The organism is Flavobacterium notoginsengisoli (assembly GCF_014207905.1).
Classification (GTDB): Bacteria; Bacteroidota; Bacteroidia; order Flavobacteriales; family Flavobacteriaceae; genus Flavobacterium; species Flavobacterium notoginsengisoli_A.
In genome coordinates this window covers 770,012-786,709 of sequence record NZ_JACHLB010000001.1, presented here as the reverse complement: position 1 = coordinate 786,709, position 16,698 = coordinate 770,012, and the positions used below count along the sequence as shown (strand labels likewise).

The 16,698-nt window shown below is 34.9% G+C and carries 10 protein-coding genes; 5 read left to right on the top strand and 5 right to left on the bottom strand.

Going from position 1 to position 16,698, the window contains the following annotated elements:
- Positions 1-4: 4 nt before the first annotated feature.
- The 4 genes from HNP35_RS03340 to HNP35_RS03325 all read left to right on the top strand — a co-directional run bounded on the left by HNP35_RS03340 (position 5) and on the right by HNP35_RS03325 (position 6,315).
- On the top strand, positions 5-1,513 hold the full coding sequence (locus tag HNP35_RS03340) for a RagB/SusD family nutrient uptake outer membrane protein (RefSeq protein WP_184158473.1): 1,509 nt from the start codon (positions 5-7) through the stop codon (positions 1,511-1,513).
- A gap of 13 nt (positions 1,514-1,526) precedes the next feature.
- Positions 1,527-2,606 carry a SusE domain-containing protein gene (locus HNP35_RS03335; protein ID WP_184158475.1) on the top strand — a complete coding sequence of 360 codons (1,080 nt, stop codon included), beginning with the start codon at positions 1,527-1,529 and terminating at the stop codon, positions 2,604-2,606.
- Positions 2,607-2,704: 98 nt separating this feature from the next.
- Positions 2,705-4,087 (top strand): alpha-amylase family glycosyl hydrolase, encoded by a 1,383-nt coding sequence (locus tag HNP35_RS03330; RefSeq protein ID WP_184158477.1) that lies wholly within the window; start codon positions 2,705-2,707, stop codon positions 4,085-4,087.
- 47 nt (positions 4,088-4,134) lie between these two features.
- The gene (locus tag HNP35_RS03325; protein WP_246453317.1) at positions 4,135-6,315 is read left to right on the top strand and encodes a glycoside hydrolase family 97 protein; all 2,181 of its coding nucleotides are present in this window, start codon (positions 4,135-4,137) and stop codon (positions 6,313-6,315) included.
- A 74-nt stretch (positions 6,316-6,389) separates the two neighbouring features.
- Here the strand turns inward: HNP35_RS03325 and HNP35_RS03320 are convergent, their stop codons facing one another.
- From HNP35_RS03320 to HNP35_RS03310, 3 genes are all read right to left on the bottom strand, one after another.
- Complete coding sequence (locus HNP35_RS03320) at positions 6,390-6,944, bottom strand: DUF5683 domain-containing protein (protein ID WP_184158479.1); 555 nt, start codon at positions 6,942-6,944, stop codon at positions 6,390-6,392.
- Positions 6,945-7,099: 155 nt separating this feature from the next.
- The gene (gene mfd / locus HNP35_RS03315) at positions 7,100-10,465 is read right to left on the bottom strand and encodes a transcription-repair coupling factor (protein WP_184158481.1); all 3,366 of its coding nucleotides are present in this window, start codon (positions 10,463-10,465) and stop codon (positions 7,100-7,102) included.
- Positions 10,458-11,072: a hypothetical protein gene (locus HNP35_RS03310; RefSeq protein WP_184158483.1), complete on the bottom strand. Its 615-nt coding sequence runs from the start codon at positions 11,070-11,072 to the stop codon at positions 10,458-10,460. The genes mfd and HNP35_RS03310 overlap by 8 nt, the downstream gene beginning before the upstream one ends.
- A 442-nt stretch (positions 11,073-11,514) precedes the next feature.
- On the opposite strand from HNP35_RS03310, the gene HNP35_RS03305 reads away from it, so the two are divergent.
- Positions 11,515-12,453 carry an L-threonine 3-dehydrogenase gene (locus HNP35_RS03305; protein ID WP_184158485.1) on the top strand — a complete coding sequence of 313 codons (939 nt, stop codon included), beginning with the start codon at positions 11,515-11,517 and terminating at the stop codon, positions 12,451-12,453.
- A gap of 444 nt (positions 12,454-12,897) precedes the next feature.
- Here the strand turns inward: HNP35_RS03305 and HNP35_RS03300 are convergent, their stop codons facing one another.
- Positions 12,898-14,778, bottom strand: a complete 1,881-nt coding sequence (locus HNP35_RS03300; protein ID WP_184158487.1) for a M1 family metallopeptidase — start codon at positions 14,776-14,778, stop codon at positions 12,898-12,900.
- 65 nt (positions 14,779-14,843) lie between these two features.
- On the bottom strand, positions 14,844-16,481 hold the full coding sequence (locus HNP35_RS03295; protein WP_184158489.1) for a S8 family peptidase: 1,638 nt from the start codon (positions 16,479-16,481) through the stop codon (positions 14,844-14,846).
- Positions 16,482-16,698: the final 217 nt, after the last annotated feature.

Sequence of the window (16,698 nt, the reverse complement as noted above, 5' to 3'; positions counted from 1 at the left end):
AGAAATGAAAATCAAAAATATAATATTAACAGGAAGTATTTGTTTCCTGACACTTTTTAGTTGTACAGATATCGAAGAAAACGTGTACGACAAATATCCTGCGGAAGATTTTTACGGAACGCCAGAAGGAGCTGACATTGCGCTTGCTGCCGTATATGCTCAAGTTCCTGGCGAATTTACAAGAGATGGAGCAAGTGGTGTTGGTTATGCTGGCGCAGATAATGGCTGGTACGACATGAACTGTATGTCTTCTGATGAACAGGTTATTCCGCATAGAAATACAGGTGACTGGCAAATGGATTTTGCACGTCTTCATAAACACGAATGGCTTCCAACAGATTTCATTATTAATAACACTTGGAATTGGCTTTACAAATCTATTTTCAACGCCAATCTAGCGGTAGATTTATTGCAAAAAGCAAATGCAGATGCTTCTAAAATTGCTGAAGCTAAAACTTTAAGAGCTTTCTTTTATTATTTATTGATTGATGATTACGGAGACGTTCCTTTCTTCACAGATAATAATATTACTGTTGATAAAATCCCACAGTCAAGTCGTAAAGAAGTTTACGATTTTATTGTAAAAGAATTGACTGAAAACGTTGATTTATTATCTGGAACAAGAGGCGGAAATTATTACGGAAGATTCAATAAATGGGCAGGTTATACTTTATTGGCAAAAGTATATTTGAACGCTCAAGTTTATACTGGAACTCCAAAATGGAATGAAGCTTTAGCTGCTTGTAACAAAGTTGCCGAGGGCGGATTTACACTTCATTCTGGTGCTGCAGATGCTGCAAATCCGTTAGGAAGTAAATATTATGAGTTATTCGGAGATGTTCTTCCAGAAGATGAAACTATTTTGCCTATTTATGCAACTTTAGATATTGTTTCTAGAAACGTTTATGCTGTAAGAAGCTTATATGGTGCACACGCTCAAGCTTTATTTGGTTTCAGCGGATGGAATGGTACAATTGTTCCGAAAGCTTTTTTCTTAAAATATGATGCAAATGATGTTCGTAGAAAACAGTTTTTATTTGGAGAACAGCCAGGCGGATTCAATTATACTCTTGATGTGGCTTCTTTAGATAATCCAGGTGCAGATCCACAAGCAGGAGTTCGAAATGTGAAGTTTTATCCTGTAGCACCAAGAACTGGCGGTGGAGCTTCTAACGACTTCCCTATTTTCAGATATGCAGACGTTATTTTAATGATGGCAGAATGTAATGCTCGTTTAGGAAATGCCGCTGCGGCAAAACCATTCATTGATCAAATCAGACAACGTGCGGGATTAAGTGCTTTAGACCACAATCCAAGTTTGGATGAGATTTACAACGAAAGAGGATTTGAACTTAACTGGGAAGGCCACAGAAGACAAGACATGATTCGTTTTGATAAATTTTTGTTAGCAAACGAGTTCAGACCTGCGTCTCCTGCATTCAGAAAATTGTTCCCAATTCCGACCTCAGCTTTAGATGCAAATCGTGGATTAAAACAAAACCCTGGTTACTAAAAACAAAACTATCATGAAAAAATATATCAATAAATTATTCATATTAGGCAGTTTGCTTTTCTTGGGTTCTTCCTGCGACAGCGATGCCGAATTAACAACATTAGAGGCAGTAAATTTTCCTTCAGAGATTAATGTGTCATCCACTAAAATTGTCTTAACAGAAGATACTGCAGAAGATCAGGTTTTGTTAGTTTCATGGCCTGAAGTTACTTTTCCTATCGAAGCTCCTGTAACTTATGCGATTCAATTTGATTTAGTTGGAGATACAAGCGGTGCAAATGCTTGGCAAAAAGCAAAACGAATTGAAGTCGGAACAGATGTTTTGAGCAAAACTTTAATTGGTGAGGAATTAAATAAAATTGCTGTCGATTTAGGACTTCCTATTGATGTTGAAGGAAAACTTGTCGTTCGTGTTGAAGCGGCGATGGATCGTAAAGTATTTTCAAATCCTATTACTTTGACGGTTACGCCTTACGAAAAAAGTGTTGTTTTTGGCGAAATTTATATGCCTGGAAGCTACCAAAATTGGGCTATAGAAACAGCCGCAGCTTTAACTGCTATTCAAAAAGGGGTTTACCAAGGTTACATGACAGTTGCTACTGGCGCAGGTCCAGGATTCAAATTGAATACAGAAAGAAACTGGGCACAATTTTATGGAGCGGGAGCAACTAACAGCGATTTACAAAACATGAGTGATACCGATTTTGTACTTCCGGGTGCTGGTTCTTATCAAATCAAAGTGAATTTAAATACTTTGAAATGGACAGCAACTCCTTATTCTTGGGGAATTGTTGGTGATGCAACTTCTGGAAGCTGGGATAACAGCACACCAATGAGTTACGATCATCAGACCAAAACATGGAAAGTTACCGCTGTTTTAGTTCCTGGAAATGTGAAATTCAGATTGAACAATAGCTGGACTATCAATTACGGACCTAAAAACACTACAGACGGAATTGTGTATCTAGATGATCAAGGTTCTCATTATGTGGGAGAAGGCGGTACTTACGAAATCACATTACAAATAAACGATGTCGATCCTGCAAGTACTGGATATCCTCCAACGGCAACTTACACTATCACAAAAAAATAGATAAAAATTAAGTTTAGTTTGGTTTGAGTTTACCTGTCTTTTTACTTCGAAAGGCAGGTTACTTCTCAGCCATTTTTAAAACATAAAAAAGTAAAATCATGAAATTCAATATAAAAATCGTTTACGGATTATTACTTGCATTAGCTTTTGTTTCTTGCAGTTCTTCTGATGACGAAAACAAAACTCCGCCATCTCCTTATACACAATATGGCGCTCCTTTTGATAAAATGCCAAAAAAGGAAGACGCTATAATTTATCAAGTAAACATTCGTGCTTTTAGTCAGGCGGGAACTTTAAAAGGAGTTCAAGACAGATTAACTCAGATTCAAGAATTGGGTGTAAATGTCATTTATTTAATGCCTGTTTTTCCTGTTGGAAAAGAAAGAGCAACTGGCGAATTAGGTTCTCCATATGCGGTAAAAGATTATAAAGCTGTAAATCCAGATTTTGGAACTTTACAAGATCTTCAGACTTTAGTAGAAGAAGCGCACAAAAAAAATATGGCTGTTATTTTGGACTGGGTTGCCAATCACACCGCTTGGGATAATGCTTGGATTACACAGCACAAAAATTGGTATCAGCAAGATGCAAACGGAAATATTATTATTCCTCCTGGAACCAATTATAATGACGTTGCGCAATTAAATTTCAATAATACTGAAATGAAAGACGCCATGATAGATGCCATGTCTTATTGGGTTTATAATGCCAATATTGACGGTTTCAGATGCGATTACGCTGATTTTGTCCCAAACAATTTCTGGTCAGATGCGATTACCAAATTAAGAAAAATCAAAAAGAACCAAAACATCTTAATGCTTGCCGAAGGTTCAAAATACAACCACTTTGCTTCTGGATTTGATTTCACTTTTGGCTTTAATTTCTTTTATACAATAGAACAACTTTTTAAAGAAAATAAATCTGCAACTACAATTCAGGATTCAAATGCAACAGAATATGCGAATGTTTACGATCCGTCAAACAAAGTGGTTCGTTACACAAGCAATCACGACGTAAACCTTTCTGACGGAACACCTTTGGAACTTTTTGGAGGAAAAAAAGGATCTGTTGCAATGTTTGTTGTTGCTGCTTATTTAAAATCTGTTCCAATGATTTATAACGGACAAGAAATTGGTTACGACAAAAGATTAAATTATTTCGCTAAAACTCCAATTGATTGGTCAACTGCCGATGCTTCAATGCTTGCGGAATACAAAAAAATTATTGCTTTTAGAAACACAAGCAACGCCATTAAAACAGGTGAATTTACAGGTTACAGCAGTAATTCGGTAAGTGCGTTTACAATGGTAAAAGATGCAGAAAAAGTATTTGTGCTTTCTAATTTAAGTGGTTCAACTGTTAAACATCTAATTCCTTCTACTTTAAAAGGAAACTGGAAAGATGCTTTTACTGGAGCTGCAGTAACAGTTGGTGCAGATATAACACTTCAGCCTTTTCAATATTTAGTATTGAAAAATTAATATTCCAAAGCAACTTTAAAACCTAAATTTGCACAAAACTAAATAACATGAATTTTCAATCCCAAAAATCATTGCTTCAAATACGTTTGAGCAAAAAAACAGCGCTTTTATTTTTTGTAATCTTAAGTGCATTTTCACTTAAGGCTCAAGAAATAACTTCGCCGGACAAAAATCTTACTCTAAAATTTGAATTAAAAGAAGGCGGAATTCCGTCTTACCAATTATCATACAAACAGAAACCAGTTATTAAGCCAAGTAATTTAGGTTTAGAACTTCAAAACAAAGCTTCGTTTATGGATGGTTTTACCATTACCAATACAGCGCAAACTTCTGTTGATGAAAATTGGAATCCAGTTTTAGGAGAAGAAAAAACAATTCGCAATCATTACAATGAATTGGTAGTCACTTTAGCTCAAGCAAAAAACAACAATCGATTTATCCGTATTCGTTTTCGTTTGTTCAATGATGGATTGGGATTTAGATATGAATTTCCTAAACAAGATGAGTTGAGTTATTTTGTAATTAAAGAAGAACGCTCTGAATTTAATTTGGCTGGAAATCATAAAATTTTCTGGATTCCGGGAGATTATGACACCAACGAATATGCGTATACAACATCAAAAATTTCAGAGATTCCTTCTTTGATGAAAAAAGCAACAATCGAAATCAATGCGCAGCAACCCATAAAAGAATTGTCTGTACAAACGCCATCGATGATGAAATCTGATGATGGTCTATATATCAATATTCACGAAGCAGGATTAATCAATTATCCAGCCATGTATCTTGAAGTTGATGCTGTAAACAACAAAATGATTAGTCATTTAGCTCCAGATGTACTTGGTGCGAAAGGTTATATGCAGACAGACGCACAATCTCCTTGGAGAACGATTATAGTAAGCGATAAAGCGACCGATATTTTAGCCTCAAAATTGATTTTAAATCTTAACGAACCAACAAGTTACAAAGATGTTTCGTGGATTAAACCAGTGAAATATATAGGGATTTGGTGGGAATATTTTGTTGCTGGAAGAAGTACTTGGGCTTTTGGAAAAGAAAACAACGTAAAAATAACAGATGACTTTACGAAACTTACTCCAAACGGAAAACATGGCGCTACTACAGAACGTGCAAAAGAATATATTGATTTTGCTGCTAAAAATGGTTTCGATGCGATTCTTATCGAAGGTTGGAACATTGGTTGGGAAGATTGGATTGGAAACTGGAAAGAAGAAGTCTTTGATTTCGTAACGGCTTATCCAGATTTCGATGTAAAAGCAGTTCATTCTTATGCGGCTTCAAAAGGAGTGAAAATTATTATGCACCACGAAACTTCAGGTTCAGCTACCAATTATGAGCGTCGTTTGGATCGTGCTTTTCAGTTTATGAATGATAACGGTTATGATGCGGTAAAGACTGGTTATGTAGGACAAATTATTCCGCGTGGCGAACATCACGATGGACAATGGATGGTGAATCATTACATCAACGTTGCCAAACGTGCAGCCGATTATAAAATTATGGTCAACAGTCACGAAGCCGTTCGTCCAACAGGATTAAACCGAACTTTTCCGAACTGGATTGCTCAAGAATCTGCTCGTGGAACGGAGTTTGAATCTATGGGAGGTTTAGCGCCAGATCATACTACTATTTTACCATTTACAAGATTAATGGGAGGCCCAATGGATTATACGCCTGGAATTTTCCAAACCGATCTTTCGTATTACGGAACAGGAAGTTCTCAACGTGTAAACACAACTTTAGTAAAACAATTGGCTTATTACGTTACGATGTACAGTCCGTTGCAAATGGCGGCTGATATTCCTGGAAATTACGAGCGTTTTCCAGATGCGTTTCAGTTCATTAAAGATGTTGCTGTAGATTGGGATAACAGTTATATTCTAGAAGCTGAACCTGGTGATTACATTACAATTGCACGTAAAGCAAAAGATAAAAACGAATGGTTCATTGGCGGAATTACAGATGAAAACTCAAAAACTGCCAACATTTCTTTTGATTATTTACCAACAGGAAAAAATTTCATTGCGACAATTTATGCTGATGCGAAAGAAGCGAATTGGAATAAAAATCCGCAGAAATATACCGTTACTAAGGTTGTTGTAAATTCAAAAAGCAAATTGAAACAGTATTTAGCTCCGGGCGGTGGTGTTGCTATTAGTATTAAAGAAGTAAATGCTTCTGAATTAAAAGGATTGAAGAAACTATAAAATCGGTTAATATAGTTTGTAATTTAAAAGGCGTATGAGATTTTCATACGCCTTTTTTATACTGTAATGTTTTTCTAAAAAGAATAATTAACGGCAAACCCAAAATCATTCTTTAATGTGATATCGTTTTTAATGACGGCAGGTTTAAAAGCCAGTTTTTCATCTACATTAAATTGCGAAAGTGCGGCATCAATATTAGCATCAATAATATTTAAAATATAAAATCCAGCAATAAATAAAGCCGATAAATCTCTATTTCTCTGATATATTTTTTGAGCGGAAATTAATTGGCTCTCACTTAAGTTGGCTAAAAATTGTGAATCACTTTTAATTCCTTCCAACCTGTTTTTATATTCATCTCTGTAAACATTATAATTTTTCTGATTATCAAGATACAAATACGTACTTGTTCCAATTGCACCATAAACTAAAGGAACTTTCCAGTATTTTTTATTGTAAATCTGTCCCAATCCTGGTAAAATCGCCGAATAAAATGCCGCTTTTGCGGGACGAAGCGGATTTATAGTTTCAGATTTTAAAGAATCTTTTAGAATAATTTTCGTTTTTTCTTGAGCAAATATTGAACTTAATCCCAAAAATAAAAATAGAAGTATGAATTGATTCTGCATATAAAGTTGACTTTGAAATTTTATCAAAGAAAACTTTTTAGTTCTAAGAATTTTCTTAAATTATAGATAAATAAAAGCTAATTTTTTTAGCCACGAATTCACAAATTTCTTTTTTAATAGTCAAAATTAATTCGTGAATTCGTGGCTAATATTTTTTACTCCTCAAACAACTCCATCAATTCCAACGCACGTTTTATCGACTTCACATTTTCGAAAGTCAATAACAAACGAAGTCCGTTTACGGTTTGTTTTTCTTTCATTTTACAAAGATTACTATGCTTTTGAATAAAGTTCAAGACATTTCTAAACTTAGAAGATTGATAATAATCTGATTGTTGATCTGAAACGAAATATCCAATCATTTTGCCTTGTTTCAAAACCAATTTCTCGATTCCGACTTTTGTAGCAATCCATTTTATTCTGATGCTGTTCAATAAAGCAACTGCAGGTTTTGGTAAAGGTCCGAAACGGTCAATTAATTTCTTTTCGAATTCCTGTAAACCAGCTTCGTCTTTTATAGCGCCCAATTCGTTGTATAAAACCAAACGCTCTGAAACGTTATTGATATATTCATCTGGAAATAAAAGCTCAAAATCGGCGTCGATTTGAATATCTTTGACATACTCTTTGGTATCGATATCATTTTCTTCTGGATACAAATCTTTGAATTCGTTTTCCTTCAATTCTTCAATCGCTTCATTCATGATTTTTTGGTACGTATCAAAACCAATTTCATTAATGAAACCACTTTGCTCGCCACCTAATAAATCTCCAGCGCCACGAATTTCAAGATCTTTCATTGCAATGTTGAAACCACTTCCTAATTCGCTGAATTGTTCCAAAGCCTGAATACGTTTTCTGGCATCTTCAGTCATTGATGAATACGGCGGACAAATAAAATAACAAAATGCTTTTTTGTTGCTTCGCCCTACTCGACCACGCATTTGATGTAAATCTGACAATCCAAAATTATTGGCGTTGTTGATGAAAATCGTGTTGGCATTTGGAACGTCCAATCCGCTTTCGATGATTGTGGTTGCTACCAAAACATCAAAATCTCCGTTCATGAAACCTAACATCAATTCTTCGAGTTTAGCACCGTCCATTTGTCCGTGACCAATTCCGACTCTTGCATTTGGAACCAAACGCTGAATCATTCCGGCCACTTCTTTTATATTTTCGATTCGGTTATTGATGAAGAAAACTTGTCCGTTTCGTTGAATTTCATAAGAAATCGCATCACGAATAATCTCTTCATTAAAACCAACCACATTCGTTTCAATTGGATAACGATTTGGCGGAGGCGTTGTAATTACCGATAAATCTCGTGCTGCCATTAATGAAAACTGAAGCGTTCTTGGAATTGGCGTTGCCGTTAATGTCAAAGTATCAACATTTGCCGCAATGGTCTTTAATTTATCTTTTACGTTTACGCCAAACTTTTGTTCCTCATCGACAATCAATAAACCTAAGTCTTTAAAAACTACATTTTTGTTTACTAATTGATGAGTTCCAATAACAATATCCAGTTTTCCTTCTGCTAAATCTTTTAAAGTCTGAGCTTTTTGTTTGGCTGTTCTAAATCGGTTTAAGTAACCGATAGAAACAGGCATATCTTTCAAACGTTCAGAGAAAGTTCTATAATGCTGATACGCCAAAATGGTTGTCGGCACCAAAACAGCAACTTGTTTGCTATTATCAACAGCTTTAAAAGCGGCACGAATAGCTACTTCCGTTTTTCCAAAACCAACGTCACCGCAAACCAAACGATCCATTGGTCTATCGCTCTCCATATCGGCTTTTACTTCTGCCGTCGATTTCATTTGATCTGGAGTATCTTCATAAATAAACGAACTTTCCAATTCGTTTTGAAGATAACTGTCTGGCGCAAACTGGAAACCTTTTTCCAATCTTCTTTTTGCATACAACTGAATCAAATTGAACGCAATATGTTTGACACGTGCTTTGGTTTTCTGTTTTAAAACCTTCCAAGCATTCGAACCTAGTTTATAGATTTTTGGAGGTGTTCCGTCTTTTCCGTTGTATTTTGAAATTTTATGTAGCGAATGAATACTTACGTAAACAATATCATTATCAGCATAAACCAGTTTGATGGCTTCCTGCGTTTTGCCTTCCACCTGAATTTTCTGTAAACCGCCAAACTTTCCAATTCCGTGATCTATATGTGTTACGTAATCGCCAACCGAAAGTGCCGTTAATTCTTTAAGCGTAATATTTTGCTTTTTAGAATAGCCGTTTTTGATATTGAATTTATGATAACGCTCAAAAATCTGATGATCGGTATAAGCCGTAATCTGATTTTCTTCGTCAATAAATCCTTGATACAAAGGCAATACAATAGTATTATATTGTTTGCGGATATTCTCAGAATTGGCTTCGTCTAAACTTTCAAAAATATCATGAAAACGTTTCGCTTGAGTGTCATTCGAACAGAACAAATAATTGATGTATCCGTTAAAATGATTTTCGCTCAGATTATTCAACAATAAATCAAACTGTTTATTGAATGAAGGCTGAGGCTGAATATGAAATTCGAATTTCTTAGTTGTTTTATAAACTGGTCTTGAGGCCAATTCTACAACTGAAAAGTCCAAAGATCTTTTTATAAATGACGCCTGATTTAAAAATAATTGTTCCGGCGTTGCATGTTTTATTTCTTTTGAAAGTTTCTCAAAAGCTTCTTCTGCCCTTGCAAACTGTTTGTCTAACTGACTAAAAAGTCCTTCTGTATTTTGAATAAAAAGAACCGTTTTTTCGGCAATATAATCTAAGAAGCTCTCTCGATTTTCCTGAAAAAGTTTGTTTTCAACATTCGGAATAATCGTGATTTTTTTATGCGTTTCTACAGATAACTGCGTTTCAACATCAAAAGTTCTGATGCTGTCAACTTCATTTCCAAAAAATTCAATTCTGTAAGGATGATCATTTGAAAAAGAGAAAACGTCGACAATCCCTCCACGAACTGAAAATTCGCCAGGTTCGGTAATAAAATCGACTCTTTTAAATTCGTATTCGAACAAAACTTCATTGATAAAATCAATAGAAATTTTATCATTCAAAGCTACTTTTAAAGTGTTTTTGTCTAATTCTCTTCTAGTAACTACTTTTTCAAAAAGCGCTTCAGGATACGTGACAATAACGGCAGGTTTCTTTCTCGAATTGATTCTATTTAAAACCTCAGCACGAAGCAAAACATTGGCATTGTCGGTTTCATCAATTTGATACGGACGACGAAAAGATGCTGGATAAAACAAAACATCTTGTTCTCCAATCATCTGTTCCAAATCGTTTAAGTAGTAAGCGGCTTCCTCTTTATTGTCTAAAATAATTAAAAAAGGTAATTCAGTTTTCTTAAAAACGGAACGGATTATAAATGAAACTGCAGATCCCAATAATCCGCTGATGTTCATTTTTATCTGATTTCCTTCCAGTAAATTTGTGGCAATCTGCTGCGCTTTCGGCAGATTATCGTAAGTTGTATATAGGGCGTTTTTACTCAAGTTTTGGTACTTTTTGATCTATTTGAGGCGGTGCTACAGTGTTCGGAATTGCACGCGTCGTATCTAACATTCTAAGGAAATCTTCTTCTCCTTCTTCTTTTGGAATTTTGGCTCTTTCGACAATTTTATCCATCTGCCTTTCTAAAGAAATCAGCTCTTTATTGATTTCTTGCACCAAGAAAACAACTTTATCATCTGGAATTTTATTCAAATGAATAAACAAATCCAACATTTTGATTTTAGTGATTAAAACAGAAATACGACTTTTTATAGCTGGCTGGTTAAATTCTGTTGGAATTGTATTTTCTAAAGCGATGGCTTTTTTAGAAATGGTTGCCGATTTTTTCTGAAAAGCTCCAATTGTTTTTCTTGGTTTATCTCCAATTTCCTTCATAAATTCACGCCATTCTGTCCATGAATTTATTTGCGATTCTGAAATTTCGTTAATCGGCTCATCTATAAACGTCCAGCCTTTATTTATATTATTAAAAATAGCTTCTTTCTTTTTAGCTTCTTTTGCATTTTCTGCGCGGCGTTTTTTATCTTGATTTTGGCAAGAAAACAATACAGCTGTCAAAAGCAGAAAAAGAGATATTTTATATTTCATTTGATAAAAACATTAAGCTACAAAGTTACAAAGTAAATTTACAATTACGAATTCTGTTTTTTGCTAAAGAATTTATAAATCAAGGTTATTTTTTTGCCGCTCGAAATAGTTATGGCATAAAAGATTTTAACGCAAAGCACGCTAAGATTTTTATTTTGCACTAATATAAAGACACAAAGTTCGCAAAGCTAGATGCTAAATCAGCTTTGCAAACTTTGTGTTTATAACATTGCCTTAATTCAAAATCTTAGCGTGCTTTGCGTTAAAAAAATATTCGCGAAACAGTAAAATTAGCAACAAAACCAATAGCAAAATTAACTTTTCAATTAGCGAATAATCCAACAAACAATCTTTTTAATTGTTAAATTTATAATTTACAATTCTAAATCGCACATGTAATTGCGAAAACGTTATATTTGTATTTCTAAAAAATCATCAAAAAATGAATCCAAAAATATTGATCATTGGCGCTTGCGGTCAAATTGGAACAGAACTGACCCAAAAGCTGCGCAAAATATACGGAACAGAAAACGTAATTGCTTCTGATATTCGTAAATTGAATACTGATGTTGTAAACTCAGGACCTTTTGAAGTGGTCAATGCTTTAGATTTTAATCAAATTGAACATTTGGTAGAAGTACATCAAATTACCGATGTTTATTTAATGGCAGCACTTCTGTCTGCTACGGCCGAAAAAAATCCAGCATTTGCTTGGGACTTAAATATGAACTCACTTTTTCATGTTTTAAATTTAGCTAAAGCAAAAAAGATTCAGAAGATTTTCTGGCCTTCGAGTATTGCTGTTTTCGGACCAACAACTCCAAAAGAAAATACTCCACAATATACTGTAATGGAACCTTCGACTGTTTACGGAATTAGCAAGCAAGCAGGAGAAAGATGGTGCGAATATTATCATAATATTTATGGTGTTGATGTTCGTAGTATTCGTTATCCAGGTTTAATTAGCTGGTCGACTCCTCCAGGCGGTGGAACTACAGATTACGCCGTAGATATTTTCTATAAGGCAATTGCCGACAAAAAGTACGAATGCTTTTTATCGTCTGAAACCAAAATGCCGATGATGTATATGGATGATGCAATTGATGCTACAATCAACATTATGAAAGCACCAGTTGAAGAAATCAAAATTCATTCGTCTTATAATTTAGCAGCAATGAGTTTTACTCCAACTGAAATTGCAGCAGAAATTAAAAAACATATTCCAGAGTTTGAAATTACTTATAATCCAGATTTCCGTCAGAAAATTGCGGACAGTTGGCCGGCAAGTATTGATGACAGTTCTGCAAGAGAAGACTGGAACTGGAATCATAAATTTGATTTGGAATCGATGACAAAAGATATGATTGAGCATTTGAGTTAAACTGTTTTCAATACAATTTGTTTACTATCTTACAAATGAAAATTTCAATTGCCTCCAGCTTTAGCTGGAGGTTTTTTATTTTAAAAGCGAAAGGGCTTTAGCCTAACTTGGATAATTAGCTAAAGTCTTATTAGTTTGTCATTTCGACGAAGGAGAAATCCTCGCAAGTAGCTCCGCAATAATAAGCCAATCTTTGTGGAGTTTCTCGTGAAGATTTCTCCTTCGTCGAAATGACAAGAATGGCGAGAATCTATAAAACAAGCCAATTATTTGTATCTAGCCCCGATGGAGGCGGTATCCTTGCTGGCCCGACGTCGGGCAACAGCGAGATATAGCCGAGAGCGGGAAACCATGTTTGTTAAAGTGCCTTTTGTGATGCTCCTGAAACTAAAAATGCCGCTTAGAAATTCTAAACGGCATTTTTTTTATTATCAATTTGAAGAATTACTTTACTTCAAAAACATTATTTGCTTGTTTCACATCAGCCATTAATCCGCTTGGATCGATAGTGATTTTTTTGATTGACGTTTTGTTTTTGTCGATTGTAAAACTATAGTTTTGCTGTGCCCAAGCCCAGTCTTCAAGAACTGTTCTTTTTTCGTTCGGGTTTGGATTGGGTTTAATGAAATTCATCATTCTTAACGGAATGTAGAATGTCTCAGAAGTTCCGTCTGTATAATCCACTTTTAAATCGATTGGCATTGGCATTCTTCCGATTCTTTCTAAAGTTACGGTTGTTTTTCCAGCGTTATCGGCAACGTCTTTAATTCCGTAATCGATTGTGTTTAATGTTTGCGTCCAATCAACTAAATACCAATCTAACTCAGCTCCAGAAACTCTTTCCGCTGTTCTTTTGATATCGTTTGGCGTTGGATGTTTGAATTTGAAATCGTTGAAATATCTTTTTAAAGTTGCATCAACATTCTCTTTTCCAATTACATAATCTAATTGAGAAAGGAAAAGACTTCCTTTAATATAAGATGAAATGCTATATGGACGATTTTCGTCATAACGATCTCCGTGAGTTGTTTGCGGCTGTTCTTTTCCAGAATTCACTAAACTGTAATAAGCAGCATAATTTCCTTTAAACGGATTAACTTCTTTTTTGTCTCCTTTTAATTCGTTCAAAGCGCTGTCTTCAATGTAAGTGGTAAAACCTTCGTCCATCCAAGGATGTTTTGACTCGTTTGAAGCCAAAATGTGTTGGAACCAAGAGTGTCCTAATTCGTGTGTTGCAGTTCCAAGAATTCCTTCAAGAGTTCCGTTTCCTAACATTAAAGTACACATTGCATATTCCATTCCGCCATCTCCACCTTGAATAAATGAATATTGTTTGTACGGATATGCTCCAACTCTTTGGTTGTAATATTCCATAACTTTTACCATTAAAGGCTCTAACTGTTTCCAGTTTTCTGCCACTTTTGGCGTGTTTTTGTAGAAGAAATGCAAATCGACATCATTTGGTCCTTTTACAATATCATGTGCATAATCTTTATCTGCAGCCCAAGTAAAATCGTGAACATTTGGCGCTATAAAATGCCATGTCAATGTTTTTGTTTTTTTAGGATATGTAACTGTTACACCTTCATCTTCGTAACCATGTCCAATTGAATTTTTGTCTTGCAAATATCCAGAACCTCCAATTGTATATTCTTTGTCGATTGTAATTTTTACATCAAAATTACCCCAAACTCCGTGAAATTCTCTTGCGATATAAGGATCTGCGTGCCATCCTTCGAAATCAAATTCGGCTAATTTTGGATACCATTGTGACATAGAAAGTTCGATTCCTTCAGAATTATTTCTTCCAGAACGACGAATCTGAACAGGCACTTGTCCGTCAAAATCTAGAGTGAAAGTTGTTTTAGAATTTGGTAAAATTGGTTTTGCCAAAGTCACTTCTAAAACGGTATTTGAAACTCTTGTTTGAGCCGTTACACCATCTTGTTTGAAGTTTGTAATTTTTAAGAAACCAATTTCATTTGGTTTTAAAGTTTCAATACGGCTTTGTTTTATTTCTTTTCCATCAGCCCCTTTTACTTTATTTACCATTCTCGCATCTGGATCTTTGATGAAATGAAGACGGGCATCCATTTCACTTCCAGGCTGGAAAGCATTTGGATATAAATGATAGAATACCTTTTTTAAAGTATCGGGAGAATTATTGGTATACACCAATTCTTGTTTCCCTTTATACTGATAGTTTTTTACATCCATTGAAACCTCCATTTTGTAATCGGCGTGTTGCTGCCAATATGGGGCGCTTTGTGCAAAAGCTGATGTAAAACCTAAGCTTAGGAAAGAAAGTAAAATAATTTTTCGCATGTAAGATATGTAATAGAAAATGGAAGAGCCTTCGCTCTTCCATTCGGTTAATAGTGTATTAATCTTTATTTTTTAGACATCTTTTCAGCCATTAATAAAGCGTTGTAAGCATTTACCATTTTTGCTGTTTTTGATGATTCTACCGAAGAAACTGCAACTGGTTTTTCTTGTGGATTTTCACTTTTTCCAAGAACAACTTTCGAAGGAAGCGCTACTCCAGAATCCATTAAAATCTTTTTAACTTGAGCTGCTTTCAATTTTGGATAATAAGAGCGAATCAATGCTGCTACACCCGCCGCGTTTGGAGATGCCATTGAAGTTCCTTGCAAATATTTGTACTGGTTGTTTGGAACTGTTGCATAAATTTCTTCACCTGGTGCAAAAACGTCTACGTTGATTTTCCCGAAGTTTGAAAAACTTGCCACTACATTTTCTCCGTATTCTTTATTGATTGCTCCAATTGTAATTAAATTATCAGCAAATTCTTTTACGTTATCTTCAGAATCGTTCGGATAGTTGATGTTTTTTGCTTCATCAATATTGTAACCATCATTTCCTGCAGCGTGAACAATTAATACATCTTTTTTAGCTGCATATTTAATCGCATCGTAAACCCATTGTTTGTGTGGGGAAAAGCTTTTACCGAAACTTCCGTTAATTACTTTTGCGCCATTGTCTACTGCATAACGAATTGCTAACGCGATATCTTTGTCATACTCGTCTCCGTCTGGCACGGCTCTAACGGTTAAGATTTCAACATTTGGCGAAGCTACTCCGTCTCCACCTAAATTATTTCCTCTAATTTGAGCGATAATACCGGCAACGTGAGTTCCGTGAAGTGCTTTTTCTTTATCTGGACCAAAAACAACGTTGTTACCGTATTTCGTGTTTTTAATATCTTCTGGATTATCGCCTACGATTTTTCTTCCGTCAAAATCTTTATTCAAATTGTAGTTCAACTGATCGTAAACCTGATCTTTGTATTCACCAAAATCAGCTTCTGGATTGAAAGTTGGTCCAGCATTTGTAAAAATCTGAGTCATGATAGCCTTACTTCTTAAAACATTTGGATCTGCTGAAGTAATTTTGCTTAAATCTTCTATTTTATAATCTGCTTTATTAAGCTCTTTTTTGATTGTATTGTGAACCTCAAGTAAAAAATCTACCTGTTCTTTATCTTTTAAAGCTTCTTCATACTTTTCATTATACTGTGCTAAAGCTTCTTTGTATTGAGCAGAACCGTCGTCTCCTTTTTTAACAACGCGAGTTAACTCAAGGTTTTCATGTACAGCATCTCCAAGGAAATTCCATCCGTGAATATCATCGATAAATCCGTTTTTGTCATCATCGATTCCGTTTCCTGGAATTTCTTTTGTGTTTGTCCAGATCATTCCTTTTAGATCTTCGTGCTCGATATCTACACCAGAATCTACAATACCTACAATAACTTTTTTACCTGTTTTACCTTGCAGTAATTCAGCCCAAGCTCTGTCTACACTCATTCCCGGAATAGAGTCTTTTACCAAATCAAGGTGACTCCATCTTTTTAATTCATTTTCACTAACTGGTGCTTTTTTTACAACTGCCAAAGGAGCAACAACTGGCTGTTTTGGAGCTGAATTTTGTGCTTGCAAACTTGCACTGCAACCTGCTAAAACAAGTAATGCAAAAGCAGATAATTTAAGAGGTTTTATATGGCTCATCTATCTATAAATATAAGTAAAGTTAAAAGATGGGCCTAAATTATGCTTTTTTGTTACAAAAAACTAACTGTTAACAATGTGTTATGAAATTTTAAGCAAAATTATTTCATCTTAAATACCACACAACCCTTTACAAATCAAATTCTTAGTTTTTATCTGACAAAAAAGCCAATCAATTATTTGAGTACTATTTTTCTTCTATAAAATAATTTTAGAC